At 50.3% G+C, this 16,830-nt stretch carries 17 protein-coding genes and 2 tRNA genes; 16 read left to right on the top strand and 3 right to left on the bottom strand.

Annotated elements, in window-relative coordinates:
• The coding region (locus JDF658_RS05690; protein WP_143311959.1) for an HD-GYP domain-containing protein at window positions 1–1,885 on the top strand (1,885 nt) is incomplete at its 5' end.
• Here the strand turns inward: JDF658_RS05690 and JDF658_RS05685 are convergent.
• Complete coding sequence (locus JDF658_RS05685) at window positions 1,866–2,459, bottom strand: flavodoxin family protein (RefSeq protein ID WP_159446572.1); 594 nt, start codon at window positions 2,457–2,459, stop codon at window positions 1,866–1,868. The genes JDF658_RS05690 and JDF658_RS05685 overlap by 20 nt on opposite strands.
• Before the next feature lie 133 nt (window positions 2,460–2,592).
• On the opposite strand from JDF658_RS05685, the gene JDF658_RS05680 reads away from it, so the two are divergent.
• From JDF658_RS05680 to JDF658_RS05625, 13 genes are all read left to right on the top strand, one after another.
• Complete coding sequence (locus tag JDF658_RS05680; protein ID WP_159446571.1) at window positions 2,593–4,821, top strand: HD domain-containing phosphohydrolase; 2,229 nt, start codon at window positions 2,593–2,595, stop codon at window positions 4,819–4,821.
• Window positions 4,703–6,706 (top strand): DUF342 domain-containing protein, encoded by a 2,004-nt coding sequence (locus tag JDF658_RS05675; RefSeq protein WP_079906761.1) that lies wholly within the window; start codon window positions 4,703–4,705, stop codon window positions 6,704–6,706. The genes JDF658_RS05680 and JDF658_RS05675 overlap by 119 nt, the downstream gene beginning before the upstream one ends.
• A gap of 11 nt (window positions 6,707–6,717) precedes the next feature.
• Window positions 6,718–7,080, top strand: coding sequence for an STAS domain-containing protein (locus tag JDF658_RS05670; RefSeq protein ID WP_159446570.1), 363 nt, complete (start codon window positions 6,718–6,720; stop codon window positions 7,078–7,080).
• The gene (locus JDF658_RS05665) at window positions 7,077–9,236 is read left to right on the top strand and encodes an HD domain-containing phosphohydrolase (protein ID WP_079906759.1); all 2,160 of its coding nucleotides are present in this window, start codon (window positions 7,077–7,079) and stop codon (window positions 9,234–9,236) included. Before JDF658_RS05670 ends, JDF658_RS05665 begins: the two co-directional genes overlap by 4 nt.
• Window positions 9,233–9,370 carry a hypothetical protein gene (locus JDF658_RS14415; RefSeq protein ID WP_159446569.1) on the top strand — a complete coding sequence of 46 codons (138 nt, stop codon included), beginning with the start codon at window positions 9,233–9,235 and terminating at the stop codon, window positions 9,368–9,370. The genes JDF658_RS05665 and JDF658_RS14415 overlap by 4 nt, the downstream gene beginning before the upstream one ends.
• Window positions 9,371–9,438: 68 nt before the next feature.
• A complete protein-coding gene (locus tag JDF658_RS05660; protein WP_079906758.1) occupies window positions 9,439–10,632 on the top strand; it encodes a pyridoxal phosphate-dependent aminotransferase in 1,194 nt (397 codons plus the stop codon).
• A 135-nt stretch (window positions 10,633–10,767) separates the two neighbouring features.
• Window positions 10,768–11,334: a GNAT family N-acetyltransferase gene (locus JDF658_RS05655; protein WP_159071936.1), complete on the top strand. Its 567-nt coding sequence runs from the start codon at window positions 10,768–10,770 to the stop codon at window positions 11,332–11,334.
• 120 nt (window positions 11,335–11,454) lie between these two features.
• Window positions 11,455–11,850, top strand: a complete 396-nt coding sequence (locus JDF658_RS05650; protein ID WP_078664669.1) for an Rrf2 family transcriptional regulator — start codon at window positions 11,455–11,457, stop codon at window positions 11,848–11,850.
• Window positions 11,851–11,920: 70 nt separating this feature from the next.
• Window positions 11,921–13,243 (top strand): cytochrome ubiquinol oxidase subunit I, encoded by a 1,323-nt coding sequence (locus tag JDF658_RS05645; protein ID WP_079906757.1) that lies wholly within the window; start codon window positions 11,921–11,923, stop codon window positions 13,241–13,243.
• A gap of 1 nt (window position 13,244) precedes the next feature.
• Window positions 13,245–14,261, top strand: a complete 1,017-nt coding sequence (gene cydB / locus JDF658_RS05640) for a cytochrome d ubiquinol oxidase subunit II (RefSeq protein WP_079906756.1) — start codon at window positions 13,245–13,247, stop codon at window positions 14,259–14,261.
• Between the two features lie 53 nt (window positions 14,262–14,314).
• Window positions 14,315–14,734 (top strand): Hsp20/alpha crystallin family protein, encoded by a 420-nt coding sequence (locus tag JDF658_RS05635; RefSeq protein WP_079906755.1) that lies wholly within the window; start codon window positions 14,315–14,317, stop codon window positions 14,732–14,734.
• An 88-nt stretch (window positions 14,735–14,822) separates the two neighbouring features.
• The gene (locus JDF658_RS05630; RefSeq protein WP_079906754.1) at window positions 14,823–15,251 is read left to right on the top strand and encodes a nucleotidyltransferase domain-containing protein; all 429 of its coding nucleotides are present in this window, start codon (window positions 14,823–14,825) and stop codon (window positions 15,249–15,251) included.
• Between the two features lie 21 nt (window positions 15,252–15,272).
• Window positions 15,273–15,518, top strand: a complete 246-nt coding sequence (locus JDF658_RS05625; RefSeq protein ID WP_079906753.1) for a DUF86 domain-containing protein — start codon at window positions 15,273–15,275, stop codon at window positions 15,516–15,518.
• 40 nt (window positions 15,519–15,558) lie between these two features.
• Here JDF658_RS05625 and JDF658_RS05620 read toward each other — a convergent pair.
• Together JDF658_RS05620 and JDF658_RS05615 are read right to left on the bottom strand one after the other, a co-directional pair.
• A tRNA-Leu gene (locus tag JDF658_RS05620) sits at window positions 15,559–15,645 on the bottom strand.
• 6 nt (window positions 15,646–15,651) lie between these two features.
• A tRNA-Pro gene (locus JDF658_RS05615) sits at window positions 15,652–15,728 on the bottom strand.
• 251 nt (window positions 15,729–15,979) lie between these two features.
• Here JDF658_RS05615 and JDF658_RS05610 point away from each other — a divergent pair.
• Together JDF658_RS05610 and JDF658_RS05605 are read left to right on the top strand one after the other, a co-directional pair.
• Complete coding sequence (locus JDF658_RS05610) at window positions 15,980–16,594, top strand: succinate dehydrogenase cytochrome b558 subunit (RefSeq protein ID WP_078664665.1); 615 nt, start codon at window positions 15,980–15,982, stop codon at window positions 16,592–16,594.
• Between the two features lie 16 nt (window positions 16,595–16,610).
• A partial coding sequence (locus JDF658_RS05605) for an FAD-binding protein (protein WP_143311958.1) occupies window positions 16,611–16,830 on the top strand: 220 nt, incomplete at its 3' end.

Below are 16,830 nucleotides of genomic sequence, written 5' to 3'. Positions count from 1 at the left end.
ATATTTCCATAAACCCATAACCTGGATAGTAGCAGCGCTGGTTATTTTAGCAATATGGTTCATTATTATATATCGGATCTGGATACGAAGACTGGCGGGGACGGTGTTCTGGAGCGCACTGGTTCTTGAGCATTTGCTCGGTTTGGGTCTGGTGTGGAATGGTCATGGTTTTGCTGATTATGGTGTGATTCCCCTTATTTTATTAGCTTTATATAGTTATGACTTTGTGGAATTTACACCGATAGTAATTGCTCAACAAATATTAGTGGTGGTGCTGAAAATAACTGGCTTAATTAGTTCAAATTTTTTGCTTCTTTACTTTATCTTTACGATTTTGGCCTTTGGATTGAATTTTTTTCGATGGCGTAATCTGGTCGACAGTTATCTATATGCTGTACATAAACAGGCTTTTGCCAATCTTGTCCGTATACTGGTGGAAATAGAGAGAAAGCAGTATTCAGGCGAAGGAGTAGAAAAAGATCTAAAACAAGCTGTAAGCGCTATTTTGGTTTATGTTACAACGTGTCCGGGTGGACTGGTGATAAAAAAAATGGGAGGTAGCTGGCAGCCTGTACTGGCTTTTGGCGTTCTGAGTGAACAGGAAAAGGATTTCTGGCCGGAAATTCGTGATTGTGTAGAGCGAGCATGCTATGAAAAAAAGATTGCAATTTCAGAATTTGATTATTCTTTAAGCCCGATTAAGGTAATTATTGCAGAAGAATTATATCTTGTGACTTTGCGGTCATCGGTCAGGCTAAAAGAAAAAGACCTGAGCAGTATTATTCCCCGGGTGCTGACTCTGGAAGCTGCTTTTTACCATTCATGGGACGAGTTCTGGTTTCAGACTTTACTGGCATGCACTGAAGCGCAAACCGGAATTCTGTTGTTATCCAGCCCTAACGGTCAGCTGGAACTGGCAAAAGCAGAAGCTGGCCAAGAGCCAGCCAATATCCAGGAAATTATCAAGCGGGACTATTTTCAGGGGTTACTGGCCCTAACGAAAACCCATGCTGAGGGAATAGTAATCAATGCTCCCGCTATTCTCGGGTTGCAGGAACTGGCAGGCAAGATAAATAATTTAATGTTGTTTCCCCTTGCCAATGGCGGATATCTGATTGCTGCCAATAAGGCAAATAATATGCCCTTTACCAGTTTGGACTGGGAATGTGGCAAAATGTTAGCCAATTTCATCAGCCGAACCCTGGATAAGCGAAAGTTTGCAGTATTGTTAAACAATATGGAAAAACAGCGTTTGCTCGCTTTGACCGAAATTGCTGGCCACTTTGCTCCCTATTTAAAAAGTCACCTGGAAAAAACAGCAAAAATGGCGGTAAAAATAGGGAAAAAATTAAAATTAGCCGGGCGCGAACTGGAATTATTGTTTCAGGCTGCGCTGGTCCATGATATCGGTATGATCGGGATCAGGCAGGATATAGTTTTAAAACCGGCCCTTTTGACCACCGGAGAAAGGCTGGAAATAAAAAAGCATCCTCTGTTTGGAGGTGAGATCCTGAAAAAATACGGCCTGCCGCCGGAGGTGCTGCTGGCGGTGGAACAACACCATGAATACTGGAATGGACTGGGTTATCCCCGGGGATTATACGGTGAGGAAATTCATCTATATGCCCGCATACTGGCAGTAGCCGATGTCTATTCGGCTATGACATCTTTTCGGCACTATCGTATGCCGAAAAGCAAAGAAGAAGCGGTTGCAGAAATCAGCAGTCAGGCTGGGGCTCAGTTTGATCCCCTGGTGGTGGATGCCTTTCTGGAAGTACTGGAGGAGGAAGAAAAGGCGCAGGGGCGCAATTTGGCCAGCAGCTTTTCCTGGGCTAGAAAACTGGCGGGAGCGGCAGAGGCGGCAGTTAATTCCCGGCGGCAATAAGGGAGATTGCCGCTTTTTTTATTTCTGCCAGCAATTCGGGTCTATGCAGGACAGCATCCTTATCTTCTAACTGTTTGACCAGGAAAGAAGGGAATTTTTTCATTTCCAGCATCTTAAAGGCATAGTTTACCACTTGTTCTGCACCCTGAAACACATCCGGTAAATTGGAGCCGGCCACACCGATATACCAGGCCCGGCGACAAGAGGCCAGGAGCGGATCGGTTATTACTGCCTGTTTTTGCACATACTTTTTGCCCCAAAAGGGCTGCAGGCGATCGATCAGGATTTTGGTCTGGGCATTGAGTCCCATGGCATAAATGGGGGCTGCCAGTAGAAGATACTGACAGGATAGCAGTTTGGGGTAGAGGGATTGCATATCATCCGACTGGATACATTTAGTGGTAGTTAGACAGGCATTGCAGCCCAGGCAGGGATGAAGCTGCAAACGGTGCAGTTCTATCATTTCTACCTTAATCCCCTGTTCCCTCAGAATTTGACAGGCGGTGTTGAGCAGGGTCCAGGAATTGCCGTGGCGGGGACTGCCCAGCAGGGCCAGAGCAGAAACTGAGGTCATAGCTATCCTCTCCTTTCTAGTTAACATTTTATTCTAACCTAAAAGGGCTGTCTACCGGCAGGAATTCTGTTACATATTGTCGAAGATTTAGTAATCAGGATAAGGAGCGGTAAGCGGTAAAGGTGGAATGAAAATGTTCGAACCAGTCTGGCAATGGCTGAAAACCCGCAACAAACGGTTCTGGGCCATGTCCATGGCCTGGTTGCGCTGGCTGGGTTATGGCGGGTTTCTTTATCTAACTGCAATGGATAAAAGCGAAGGCTGGTGGCAGCTGGCCTTGCTGGGCTGGTTGGTTTTGCTGGGTTTGCAGTATCTCCGCTACCTGCGGGCTCCTCTGCATGGGCCCATGATGTGGATGGTTTTTCTGGGAGAACTGGGTTACCTGGTCTGGCTAACAGCTCATCATTCCGGACAGGCTGGCGCCCTGATTATTTTTTATTATCTCCATCTTCTTACCATTCTGCTGGCCTATGAACAGCTGGAAGCGGCCTTGATGTTTATGGTTCATCAAGGGGTAGTTTTGATTGCTTATTACTCAGGCTGGATTTCAGGGGATTTTCTCGCCCGCTATCTGCTGGGTCTGCTGGTGATGGTCGGGGCTAATTTCTGGCAATGGGATAAAATCATCAGGGAGCGCCAGTTCTGGACAGCGAAGAGAAACTATCAGCGCCTGGCTTTGCGTCTGGCCGATCATTCTACCCGGCTGTTGCAGCATCAGCTGACTGAAAATGAGTATAAAGACCTGTTGCAGGAAATGCTGGAATTATTATGCGGTCTGCCGGGCGGTGCGGTTTTTCGCTGCCAGGAACAGGGAACCTGGGAGCTTTACCTGGCTTTCGGGGTAGCAGTCCGGGGGCAGCAGGTGCTGCTTCCTTTGCCCCGGGGGCTCAGGACCATCAGGATTGAACATATTCCTTACTTGCTGGGGGAATTACAGGAACTGCCTGTTAAATTCAAGGGGAAAAAAGAAAAATATGCTTTTGCTCCCCTGGTGAATATCAACCAGGTGCCGGAAACTCTGGCACCGGAGACAGGCTGGCGGCTGGCCCGGGTGATAGAGTTATGGCAGCAGGGACCGGTTTTAAAGGCGGCTAACAGGGCTTATATCACGGGGATTGCCGGTCCGGGGGAAGCAGGCGCTCCCATCAGGATCGAAAGAGAACTGGAGCTGGCTTTGCCCCGCATGGTCCTCAGATTTTTAACTGCTGCTACCGGGGCCAGACAGGCTTTTATCATTGCCAGGAACCAGGTGACTGTGGCGGTAGATGAAGAACATGAATTGCCCATTATCTGTCTGGACCAGACTCTGGAGGCTCTGTTGCTGCTGGCTCAAAGCCGGGAGGAGGGCTTGCTGGTAAATAACCTGGCCGTGTTAGGACTATGGTCCAGAGAACAGGAAGGTTCCCTGCACAACATCATGGTCTATCCCTTATTGTCCAACCATGAAGTTCAGGGTTATCTGGTGTTGCAAAACAAGTGGGGGGATCATCCTTTTACTGAAGAAGAATGGCAGCTGGGGGGAACCGTGGCCCGCAGCCTGGGGCTCAATTTGGGTATCAAAAATTTTGTGGCCAGCTTGCTGCAAAAACAGGATGATGCTTACCGGTTACTGGCCTCTGCCTGCCAGGCTTATGTTTCCTTTCTGGGTGGCCATTTGCACCGTACTGCCGATTTGGCAGAAAAAATGGCCCTGGCCCTGGGCTTGCCGGCGGATCAGGCCCGCAAAATCTGGCGGGCGGGATTGATCCACGATATCGGAATGCTGGCCATAGAGCGCCAGCTGCTGACCAAACCGGGTCCCCTCAGTTTTCTGGAAAAAAATCTGGTTCAGGACCATGTCAAGTATGCTCGCAAGATTTTACAGGGCCAGAAGATGGTGGATAAAGAAATCCTGGAAATGGTTGAACAACACCATGAGCGCTGGGACGGCCGGGGCTATCCTGCTGGTCTGAAGGGGGATGAAATTTCCCTGGGGGCGCGAATCCTGGCGGTGGCGGAAGCTTTTGATGCCATCCTCAATTTCCGGCATTACCAGCCTCCCCGCAGTTTGGTGGAGGCTCTGGAAGAGCTGATGCGGGAAGCCGGTCAGCAATTTGACCCCTTGCTGGTGGATGTTTTAATTAATATTATAATCAATGAGGAGCAATACAAAGGCAATGACCTGATGCGAGATTTGCGCTGGGTACAGGAACTGGCCCAGGAAGCAGCCGTGGCCGCTTCCTGGCTGAGCGGAGGTGATAGATATGGCAGACAGGGAATGGATTTTTCAGGACAGGACAATAGAAGCGGCAATAGCCCGGGCGGCAGTGGAACTGGGCCGGCGCCCGGAGGAACTGGAAGTGCAGGTACTGGTTCAGAATGAACAGGATGAGCTGGTAACAATCAAAGTGAAGTTGCCGGAAGGGAAGACAGAACTGGATGAACATCAGCTGGCGGAACTGGTGGAATCAGTACTGGAAGAAAAGACCCAGGATGGCACTGTGGCTATCAGCAATGGTCAGGTGGTGATACGGGTACCGGTAAAAGGGGGACGCTATCCCAGTATCACACCGGGTCCCGAGACCAGGGTCATGATCAATGGTCAGTTGATTCAGAAGGAAACCATGGTCAGTCCCCGGGACCGGGTAGTAGTGAGCGCAGAGGACAGGCCGCCAGTGCGTCTGGCGGAAGTGCAGCTGACCCCGGACAAACTGGAAGCCTATCTGGCCATCACTTACGCTTCAGGGGCGAAAATGAAAATTCCAGATCAACCGCCCCAAACCCGTTTGACTGTCAGGGCCGAAGCAGTTCAGATCCTTGAACCGGTTCCTTTCACCACTACCGAGCTGGTAAACATCCTCAAGGAGCATGGGGTTGTCTATGGAGTGGATATCCAGGCGGTGGAGCAGGCCCGTCTGAACGGGGGGCGCTACCTGGTGGCCCGGGGACGCCCCATGGTGCCGGGGGAGGCGGGAAAAATCGAGTATTATTTCCTGGATGAAACCCAGCAGGCCCGACTGGATGAGATGGAAGAGGAGCAGCGGATTAACTTCTATGAACACCGGACCATTCCCAGTGTGGAAGCCGGGGAGATTCTGGCCCGCAAGTATCCGGCCAGGCCGGGGCGGCCCGGGATGACAGTAACCGGGGAAATGATACCTGTGCCGGAATACAAAGAACCACAGCTGCTGGTGAAGCAGGGGGCCACGTTGATGGAAGATGGCCAGGTGGCGGTAGCGGTAACGGCTGGACGGCCGATTTTGAAAAATTCGGTCATCAGTGTTTTACCCATCTACACGGTGCAGGGGGATGTTAATCTGGCTTCCGGCAATGTGCGCTTTGATGGCCACGTAGTAGTTTGGGGCAATGTCATGGATGGTGCCAGTGTCATCGCCGGAGGCGATGTGGAAATCCATGGCAATGTCACCCAGGGTTCAGTGCAGGCCAGAGGCAATATCACCGTCCATAAGAACGTGGTCGGGGCAACCCTGGTGGCAGGGGGGATGGATGCCATTAACAGTGAAATTATTTACCGTCTGCGGGAAATCAATGGGGAACTGGAATCCCTCCTGCTGGCAGTAGTACAGCTCAAACAGCATCCGGCCTTTGGCAGTGAAGATCTGGCTCGCTATGGCTTAGGCCGTTTGCTGCGCATTTTGCTGGATCAGAAATTTGCTACTTTACCGAAACTGATTTTACAAATCGTTCAGATGTTACAAAACCAGAGCCCCAGTGATAGTTTGAACGAAATCATCCGCCTGGTGGCTCGCAAGTTTGTGGGATTAGGCGTACTGGAAGTGGCTGATGAGCTGGAAATTCAGGAAGCCATTTTGCGGCTGGAAAAGGAGATTATTGACCTGGAGGCCACCATCAATTCCGCTTCTGATATTAAGCTGGCTTATGCCCATAACAGTAAACTGGAGGCCAGCGGTAAGATAGTCTTTACCGGTCAGGGCGCCTATATGTGTCAGGTAAGTGCCGGGGGCGATGTGCTGGCGGAGAAAAAAGACAGCATTTATCGCGGTGGGCGTTTGATTGTAACCGGTAATGCCGTATTGAATGAACTGGGGAGCCCCATGGCCACTCCCACGACGGTGGAATTTGTTTTCGGCCGCCGCATTCTGGTTAACCGGGTCTATCCCGGGGTCAGCTTCCGGGTCGGTCGTCAGCTGGTCAAGGTCCAGGAAGTCCTGCGAGACGTGCGGGTAGCAGTAGATGAACAGGGGATTTTACGGGTGGATTACCTGTATAAAGAACACTTGCAATGAGGAGGAAGAATATGTTACAGGTGGAAAAAGAGCGGCTGGGTGAACGGGCTTTAATAAAAATTAGCGGAGCGCTGGACCTGGGTACGGCTGACGCCTTTAAGCAGCAGCTGGTACCCCTGTTGCTGGGGGAAACTGAAGTAGTATTCAATTTTTGCGGGATTAAGTTTATTGATTCCACCGGGGTGGGGGCGGTGCTGGATTTTCTGGAAGAACTGACCTTGCTGGGAGTAACCGTTACGGGCTGGGAAATCGGGCCGACCTTGTTTGAGATCCTGCAATTACTGGGAATGGTGGTGCCGACTGAGAACGGCTGGGTACTGAAAGCGGCAGACAAGGAGATACCTCTGGCACTGGTTTGCCGTGATCAGCAGTGAAAAACCGCTTCTGGCTGGTTACTACCCTCTATGGCATACTTTTTTCCCTGTTACTGGCCCTGCTGCATTATGATGGTCATCGACTGGCCTCTGTGTGGTTACTGACCTTTTTGCTGCTTTTGGCTCTAGGCGGTGTTTACTATCTATTATTTCAGCAACAAAAAAACTGGTGGCAGCAGCGCTGGGAGCAGGCGGAGCTGGTGCGGCTGGTGTCAAAAATTATGGACGGGCAGGTTATGGCTGAAGAAGCCTGGGAAATCTTTGTCCGCTTTCAGAAAAACCTGGTGGGTTCCTGGGCAGCTGCCATAATAAAGTTTGATGATGAGCAAGAGTGGCAAATTATTGCCGGTGATCGACAAATAGCCAGCCGCTTTAGCCCGGCAATCCAGGAAGCAATCCGCAGGCTGAAAAGGGCAGAGGGAGATTATCGTTATCTTTCTGAGCCTATTCCCCTGGGCTGGAATAAGTTGTATGCTTCCTGCTACGGGGACTTGTTACTGGTAAATATCTGCTGCCGGCAAAAATGCCTGCTGGATGATTCCGAACTGGCTAATCATTTTCGCCAGAGTCTACGAAGGTTTTTACAAGCCGGAATTATCACTCCTGTATTACAGGCAGAACAGGCCTATTTGCTGGGTTTATTGTTTCTAATGGTCATGTCCGGCAGCCAGATAGGGACGGTGGTGGTCAGGGAAGAAGGAGAAGAAGGCTTTCGCCTGCTGGCTCACTGGGGGCTGGGGGAGGAGGCCAGCCTGAGCCGCCAGACTGTCGGGCTGTTTTCCCTGGTCTGCGCTTCCGGGGAAACACTGAATCTGGGGACTGCGTCCCAAACTGTGCAACCGGATTTGCTTTCCCCGGAATACAGCGATATTCTGGTGGTTCCCATCCGCATTGATGGTACTACCCGGGGAGCTTTGCTTATAGGCAACCGGGTAAAAGCGGAAGACAGCAAGAGACCCTATCCTCCGGAGATAGTGATGGTGGCTACTTTAATTGCGGAAAAAATAGGGGCCATCCTCAAACACGAATTAATGCAACAGGCCATTAAAGCCCGTTTTCTGGCTACCATCCAGGCTCTGGTACAGGCTCTGGAGGCCCGGGACCGCTATACCAAAGGTCATTCCGAGAATGTGGCCCGCTATGCTCGTATTATTGCCGAGGAAATGGGGTTGACGGCACAGCAAAAGGAAAATATTTATCTGGCCGGTTTGTTGCATGATATCGGTAAAATCGGGGTGCCGGAGCTGATTTTGAATAAACCGGGCCGGCTGACAGAAGAGGAACGGGTGGTGATCAGACAGCATCCTGTAACATCCCGGCGTATTCTGGAAGCCATCCCGGAAATGCAGGGGATCCTGCAGGCGGTGGAACAACATCATGAGCGCTGGGATGGCCTGGGTTATCCTGCTGGCATAGCCGGAGAGGACATTGACCTGGGGGCTCGTATTATCGCTGTGGCCGATGCCTTTGATGCCATGACCAGTGACCGGATTTATCAGAAGGGGCGGACGGCTGAACAGGCCTTAGAGGAGCTGGCCCGGGGAGCAGGGGCTCAGTGGGACCCGCAAATAGTGGATGTTTTCCTCAACTGGTGGGAGCGTACGAACAAAAAATCGGTGGTTAACTGGAAATTGAAGTTCACCCGCCGCATCTACCGCGATATTCTGGCCAGTGTCACTCAATCCAAACTGCATCTTGCCGAAAAGGAAGAAATGCTGGATTTCTGGCATAAATTAAATTTGGGAGAGTGGCTGGAGGTTAAGGAGGCCCGGAATCTGGGCCAGCTGCGGGAACATTTCCAGATCTGGTTACAGGTGCGTCAGTATCCGGAGAAACGCAGCAAGGAACTGCTGCTGATTCTCTCTGAGCTGGCCACCAATGCCCTCAAGCATGCCCGGGGCGGGCAGGTTAACTGGGGGCTGGATGATCGAGATAATCTCTATATTGTCGTCAGGGACGAAGGGAGCGGTTTTGAAGTGGAAAAACTGCCCCAGTCCTTGCTGGTCAAGGGGTTTTCTACCAAGAAATCCCTTGGGTATGGTTTCTCGGTAATACTGGAACACTGCAACAAAGTCTATCTGGCTACAGATAGTACCGGTTCTATCGTAATGGTGGAGTGCGGGAAGAGCAGGATGGAGGTTAATGATACCCGATGAGCATCAAGGTTTTAGTAGAACAGGAAGGCAAGAAAGTTAGTCTGGAGGGAGAAATGGATTTGCTGCTGGCTGAAAATCTGGGAAATGAGAAAAAATCGGCCCATTGCTTTAAGTTTTTTGCATACATTCGCTGAAGAGAAAGGAAAACGCCAATCGCTGTCGAAAGACCTTCTTGTGAATACATAAAACGGGAGGTACTTTCATGGAACTGGCAGAACGGGCGCTGAGAATTTCTCCATCACCTACCCTGGCGCTGGACAGTAAAGCCAAGGCAATGGCCAGAGCCGGGGCAAAGGTGATCAATTTCGGGGTTGGAGAACCGGATTTTGATACCCCTGAACACATCAAGACTGCGGCCATGCGGGCCATAGAGCGGGGGATGACCAAATATACCGCAGTAGCAGGGATAGAAGAACTGAAGGAAGCGATTGTGACCAAACTGGCTCAGGAGAATGGCCTTTTATATAGTCCGGCCCAGGTAGTAGTTTCCTGTGGGGCCAAACACAGTTTGTATAATGCCCTGCAGGTTATAATTAACCCCGGGGATGAGGTGCTGATGCCTGTACCTTACTGGGTGAGTTATGAGGAACAGATCAAGCTGGCCGGTGGGGTACCGGTACCGGTGCCAGCCAGCCGGGAAAATAATTATAAAGTCAGGGTGGAAGACCTGGAAAGGGCAATAACTGGACGAACGAAAGCCTTGATATTAAACAGCCCCAATAACCCTACAGGAGCAGTGTACAGTCGGGAAGAACTGGAAAGTATCGGAAAATGGCTGCTGGAACGGGGTTTGGCGGTGATTTCTGATGAAATCTATGAGAAACTGGTTTATGATGGTAACCAGCATCACAGCATCGTGGCAGTAGTGCCGGAATTGAGCGGGCAGGCCATTGTTATCAACGGGGTGTCCAAAGCCTATGCCATGACCGGATGGCGGATCGGTTATGCAGCTGCTCCTTTGCCCTGGGCCAAAGCTATGGCGGACTTACAGAGCCATTGTACCAGCAACCCCACTTCTATCGCCCAGGCGGCGGCTCTGGCTGCTTTAACCGGGCCCCAGCAGCCCTTGCAGGAGATGGTGGCAGCTTTTGACCGACGGCGGCAGCGGGGCTGGGAACTGTTGCAGCAAATCCCCGGAATCTACTGCTCTCGGCCAGCTGGTGCTTTTTACCTGTTCCCCGATGTCAGTGGCGTTCTGGGCAAAAGCTGGCAGGGGCGGCCAATAGAGAGCAGCGCTCAGCTGGCTGAACTGTTACTGGAAGAGGTCCAGGTGGCTGCTGTACCCGGGGAGGCTTTTGGTCAACCGGGAACCCTGCGCCTTTCTTATGCCGTTAGTCTGGAGGTACTGGAGGAGGGCATCAGGCGGATTGGGCAATTAATATCGGAAGTTAAATAATACAAAAAAATGGGACGGTTTTTCCGTCCTAATTTTTTGTGCCCTATTGCGCTTTTGCAGGTGAATGGTATATATTATAAGTGAACGGTATATATTTTAGTGTGAATGGTTATTCAGCGATCAGGGGTGGGGGCTATGTTGCGCGTGAGAGAAGTGAAAAGTCCACAGACTGTGGATTATCTGGAATCCATCCGTTATTGCCAGTTGATGTTTGACCTGTCCAACTATGAGGTCAGGGAAATTACCCAGAAACTGCTGGATCATTCCCTGATTGCCCCCAATGAGATGCATTACCTGGTCCTGAAAGAGGATGAAGAACTGGTAGGCTATGCTGTCTACTATTATCTCCAGGATTTGCAGCTGGCCTTTCTGGATTATATCGGCATTTTGCCTGCCTTTCAGAGTCAGGGTTATGGAGCCCGACTTTATCAGGCTATGCTGCAGGAAATCCGGCAACAGCATCCTGAGGCACAGGGACTGATAATGGAAGTGAAGAGCACTGATGATGATTTTGACCGCCGTTGTCGGTTCTTTCAGAGACTGGGAGCTTCCCTGATTGATTTGCAATCAATGGATGTGCCGGCCAAACTCAAGGAATCCGGTCTGGTGTTGATGATCCATCCTTTTCAGCAGGATTTACAGCTGGACCGGGAGATGCTGATGAGATTCTTTCGGGTACTGGCCCGCACCCTCTGGCACTAACAGCCTGCACGAGACCCTCCGGGTCTCTTTTTTTTTTGCATCTTGACAGAAGGCTGGAAAAGTGGTATTATTTAACCAGAAAGTTTACTGATATAGTAAACAATGAACGGAGAATGGGTTATGGTACTCAATCAGGCCACCGATTACGCTTTACGGGCTGTAGCCTGTCTGGTCCGGCACCAGGGGGAAAAAGTGGAGGCCCAGCAAATAGCCAGAGAGGAAGTGATCCCGATGCGCTTTTTGCTGAAAATCATGCCTTCCTTGATCAAAGCTGGAATTGTCCGATCTATCCGCGGGGCGGGTGGAGGCTACCAGCTGGCCAAAAAGCCGAAAGAAATTACCTTTCTGGAGGTAGTGGAAGCCATCGAGGGGCCGCTGGCCATCAATAAGTGTTTACTGGATTATGCTGCCTGCAATAAAAAAGGAGCGCCTGCCTGTTCCATTCACCAGGCTCTGGCCAGGATCCAGGGGAAACTGGTGGAGGCATTGAGGGAGCAGAACTTTGCCAACCTTTAGCCTGCGGGCGCTTCTTTTTGAGCATAAACTTCACTAATTTAGTATACAATAGCGACAAGGAGGGGTTTTGATGGATGCTGTTTTGCTTTCGCGGATTCAGTTTGGTCTGACCGCCTTTTTTCACTTCTTTTTTCCGCCTTTGACCATCGGTCTGGCGGCCCTGCTGGCCTTTATTGAGTACAAACACTGGCGCACAGGGAAAAAAGTTTATGATGAAATGTCCCGCTTCTGGACCAAATTGTTTGTGGCCTGTTTTGCCGTTGGGGTAGCTTCTGGCATCACGATGGAGTTTCAGTTCGGCACCAACTGGTCGGAATACTCTAAATTCGTGGGGGATATTTTTGGTGCTCCGCTGGCAGCGGAAGGGGTCTTTGCCTTTTTCCTGGAATCCACCTTTATTGCTCTGCTCATCTTTGGCCGGGAACGAATCTCTGCTGGCTTGCGTTTCTTTGCGGCTCTGATGGTAGCTCTGGGCAGCAGTCTGTCAGCTTTCTGGATTATTGTGGCTAACTCCTGGCAGCAAACCCCTGCTGGTTTCAAAGTGGAAGGCGGGCGGGCCATTCTTACCGATTTTGCTGCTGCTGTCTTCAACCCATCCACTATCCCCCGCTATCTACACACTCTGGATGGGGCTTATATCACCGGTGCCTTTTTCATGATGGCAATCAGTGCCTATCTCCTGCTGAAAAAGAAACGGGTGGAATTGGCCCGGCACTCCTTGAAACTGGCTTTGGTAGTGGCACTGGTAGCCAGCTTGCTCCAGGTATTTCTGGGTGACATTCACGCCAAGCAGGTGGCGGAAACGCAACCGGCCAAACTGGCCGCTTTTGAAGGGTTATGGGAGACCAAAAAACAGGCACCACTGTTGCTGATAGGTATTCCTGCCCCGGCCCAGGAGCGCAATTTGCTGGAAATTGGTGTGCCCGGGGCGCTGAGCTGGCTGGCCTTTGGGGATCCTCAGGCGGAAGTAAAAGGCTTGAAGGATTTTCCCCGCGAAGAACGGCCGCCGGTGGCTGCCAGTTTCTATTCCTTCCGTCTGATGGTGGTGTTAGGCAGCTTTTTCGCTGTACTTCTGCTCTGGGCTCTCTGGCTGCTGTATCGGGGCAAACTCTATGAACATACTTTTACCCTGAAAGCTTTACTCTGGTCTTTGCCCCTGCCCTTTCTGGCCAATGAGCTGGGCTGGATGGCGGCAGAAATTGGGCGGCAGCCCTGGATTGTTTATGGTTTGTTAAAAACTCAAGCTGCTGCTTCTCCATTGCCGGCGGGACAGATATTGCTGACCATCCTGGCCTTTGTGCTCATCTATTCCTTCCTTTTCGGGATGCTGGTATATCTGATTCGCCGCATCATTAACAAGGCCATGGCTGAAGATGTACAGGAGGTGAAGTAGGATGGATCTCAACACTGCCTGGTTCCTGCTGGTAGGGATACTGATCGTTGGTTATGCCATTCTGGATGGGTTTGATCTGGGGGTAGGTACCCTCTATTATCTGCTGGCCAAAAATGATGACGAAAAGCGCCAGCTTCTCAATGCTATTGGTCCTTTCTGGGATGCCAATGAGGTTTGGCTGTTAACCGGTGGTGGAGCTCTTTTTGCCGCCTTTCCCCTGGTGTATGCTACCGTCTTCAGCGGATTTTACCTGGCCCTGATGCTGGTTTTGTTTGCCCTTATCTTCCGGGCTGTAGCCATCGAGTTTCGGAATAAGGATGAAAGTCCGGCCTGGCATAATTTATGGGATAGGGCCTTTTTCCTGGGCAGTGCTTTACCAGCTCTTCTCTTCGGGGTAGCTCTGGGCAATGTACTCAAAGGCCTGCCTCTCGATAGCCAGCAATATTATACAGGTGGCTTTTTCGGTTTACTTAATCCTTTTGCCTTGCTGGTAGGAGTGCTGGGACTGGCAGCTTTCCTGCAGCAAGGGGCAACCTATGTGATGATGAAAACAGGAGAGCCGCTGGCAGGGCGGGCCCGGCAGCTCCTGCCTGGTATCTGGGGCGGAGTGGTTGCCCTCTATCTGGCGGTTACCCTCTTCAGCTGGCTGGTTGCGCCCCATCTATTTACCAATTTCAGCAAATATCCCTGGTTGTGGCTCTTGCCGCTTCTGACCTGGTTGGCGATGGGAGCTGTAATCTATTTTGGACGCCGGGGTCAGGGAACAGCCGCTTTTCTGGCTTCATCTCTTACTATGGCTGGTCTGGTGCTGATCGCCGCTGCTGGTCTTTATCCCAATCTGGTTCCTGCCCTGGATCCGGCCCGCAGTCTGACTATCTATAATGCATCTTCTTCGCCCCTAACTCTTAAGGTCATGCTGATTATCGCCCTCTGTGGTGTGCCGATTGTTCTGGGTTATACCGTTTTTGTCCACTGGCTGTTCCGTGGCAAAGTTAAACCTGATGCTCAAGGTTATTAATTCTGCATAATTCTGTCCGTCACGGGAAAAGAGTATAAGGGGAGGTGATGCAGATGACCCTTATACCCTTTGACCCTTTTCGCGAGTTCAACCGCTTTGTCCAGGAAGCGGTAGGCCGCAGCCGGGAGGGCTTTCTGGGCTATCAGGTAGCGGGGCCACGGGTGGACATCTATCAGACGGAAAATGAAGTGGTGGTGGTAGCGGAAATCCCCGGTCTTGAGTCCAGGGAGGACCTGGATGTGCGGGTTACCGAAGATGCGGTTACCATCCGGGGAGAAATCAAGCGCAGTGCGGAAACCAGAGATGAAGACTACCATCATTCCGAACGGTATTATGGCGCCTTTGCCCGCACCTTTACCTTGCCGGCGGCGGTAAAGGCAGAAGAAGCCCGGGCCTCCTATCGCAATGGCATCCTGGAAATCCGGATCCCCAAAGCGGGACGAGGACGCAGCATCAAAGTGGATATTAACTGAAAAGGTCGGTTACTACCGGCCTTTTTCTTTTGTTTTGGCGGGAAATAGAGTAAAATATGGATATAAGCAGATTAGTGAGGGATGAGAAATGCAAGGCCTGGGTGAAAAAGAAATTAAACTAATTAAAAATTTTTTGCAGGAGCGAGTTAACCCCCTTTTTATCTTGCTCTTCGGTTCAGCTGCTCAGGATAGACTGCGGGCCGATAGTGACATAGATCTTGCGTTTCTGGCAGAACAAAAAACTGAGGCCTGGTACAGGTATCAACTGGCTCAGGAACTGGCTGAGCTATTGCAGAGAGAAGTGGACCTGGTGGATTTACGGGAGGCTTCGACGGTATTAACGGCTCAGATTGTCGGTACGGGGAAAATAGTCTTCTCTCGAGATGAAATAGCCAGGCAGTGGTTTTTTATGAGGGCACTAAAGGAATACGCTTTATTAAACGAAAGAAGACAGGTAATACTGGAGGCAATTAAAAAGAGGGGGCGGGTTTATGGCGAAGGATGTGATTATCAATAAAAGTTGCTATAATTTTTAGCGATGCATGTTATTGCCGAGCAGGGATGGGGTGTTCCTCAAAATAGCCGGGAAGCTTTTGATATTTTGCTGGAAAAGGGGATTATTGATGAAAAATTAAGCAAGAACCTCAAAGGAATGGTGGGGTTCCGCAATCTGGCTGTTCATGATTATCAGGCGCTTAATCTGGCCATAGTTCAGCAAATTATAGACAAACACCTGGTTGATTTACTGGATTATAGCACGATTATGTTAAATCTAAAAATATAAAAAACCGTTGCTTTTCGGCAACGGTTTTTTGCGTGGGATTTGGTGCGGACAAGAGGACTTGAACCTCCACGGGCGTAAGCCCACTAGAACCTGAATCTAGCGCGTCTGCCAATTCCGCCATGTCCGCAGGCACTGGTCGGGGCGACAGGATTCGAACCTGCGGCCTCCACATCCCGAATGTGGCGCGCTACCAAACTGCGCTACGCCCCGCAGACAAAGGTTATTATAGCAAAGGCGGTGGCAGAAGTCAATACCTTAATCAGGAACAAGCAGCATAGGTTAAAAATTTTAGAAAATAGAAAAGAAAAGGCGATTCAGTAGCCACATTTTTATAAAAACAAGAAATGAGAATAAAGGCCGGTGAGTCTGAGGCTTAACCTGTCTAATTTTTTTATGGCATGCTTTTTGCAAGTAAACGATATCACTGAAAAGCAATCATCATGGGAGGAGGTTTTGGCTTTATGGCGGATAATCATTTTTTCATCCGCAAGCTCCATTCCCTTCTGGGGGTGATTCCAGTTGGTTTGTTCCTGCTGGAGCATTTGTTTACCAATTCCTTTGCCCTGAAAGGGGCACAAGCCTTTAATGAAAAGGTGGAGTTTTTTCAGAGTATTCCTTATCTTATCTTCATTGAGTTACTCCTGATTTTTTTGCCGCTTCTGTTCCATGGTATTTACGGGACCTGGATTGTTCTGACGGGAGAGAGCAATGTTTTTCAATACCGGTATTATCGTAACTGGTTTTACTGGATTCAGCGGCTTTCCGGTATCATCACTTTAATTTTTGTCATCTGGCATGTCTGGAATACCCGTTTGCAAACCCTGTTCTTTGGCACTGAAATGAGTTTTGAGTTTATGCATAATTTGCTTTCCAATCCAGTTAATGCTGTTCTTTATGCTATAGGGTTGATTGCTGCTACTTTCCATTTTGCCAATGGCATGTGGGCTTTTCTGGTTTCCTGGGGGATTACCATTGGGCCTAAAGCTCAGAGAACCAGTACTATCATCTGGAGCATATTCTTTATCGTTATTACTGCTGTAGGCTTGAATGCGCTGTTCGGCTTTATCAGAGGCTAAAGGGGTGAGAAGGAAGATGGCGGAAAAGAAGATTATCGTTGTTGGTGGCGGCCTGGCCGGCCTGATGGCTACCATTAAGGCAGCAGAGGCTGGCTTCAAGGTTGATCTTTTCTCTCTGGTACCGGTAAAACGCAGTCACTCCGTTTGTGCCCAGGGGGGGATTAATGGTGCCGTTAACACCAAGGGGGAAGGGGATTCTCCCTGGGAGCATTTTGATGATACCATTTATGGCGGGG

The organism is Carboxydocella sp. JDF658 (assembly GCF_002049395.1).
Lineage (GTDB): Bacteria > Bacillota.
This window is presented reverse-complemented; position numbering and strand designations above follow the sequence as displayed.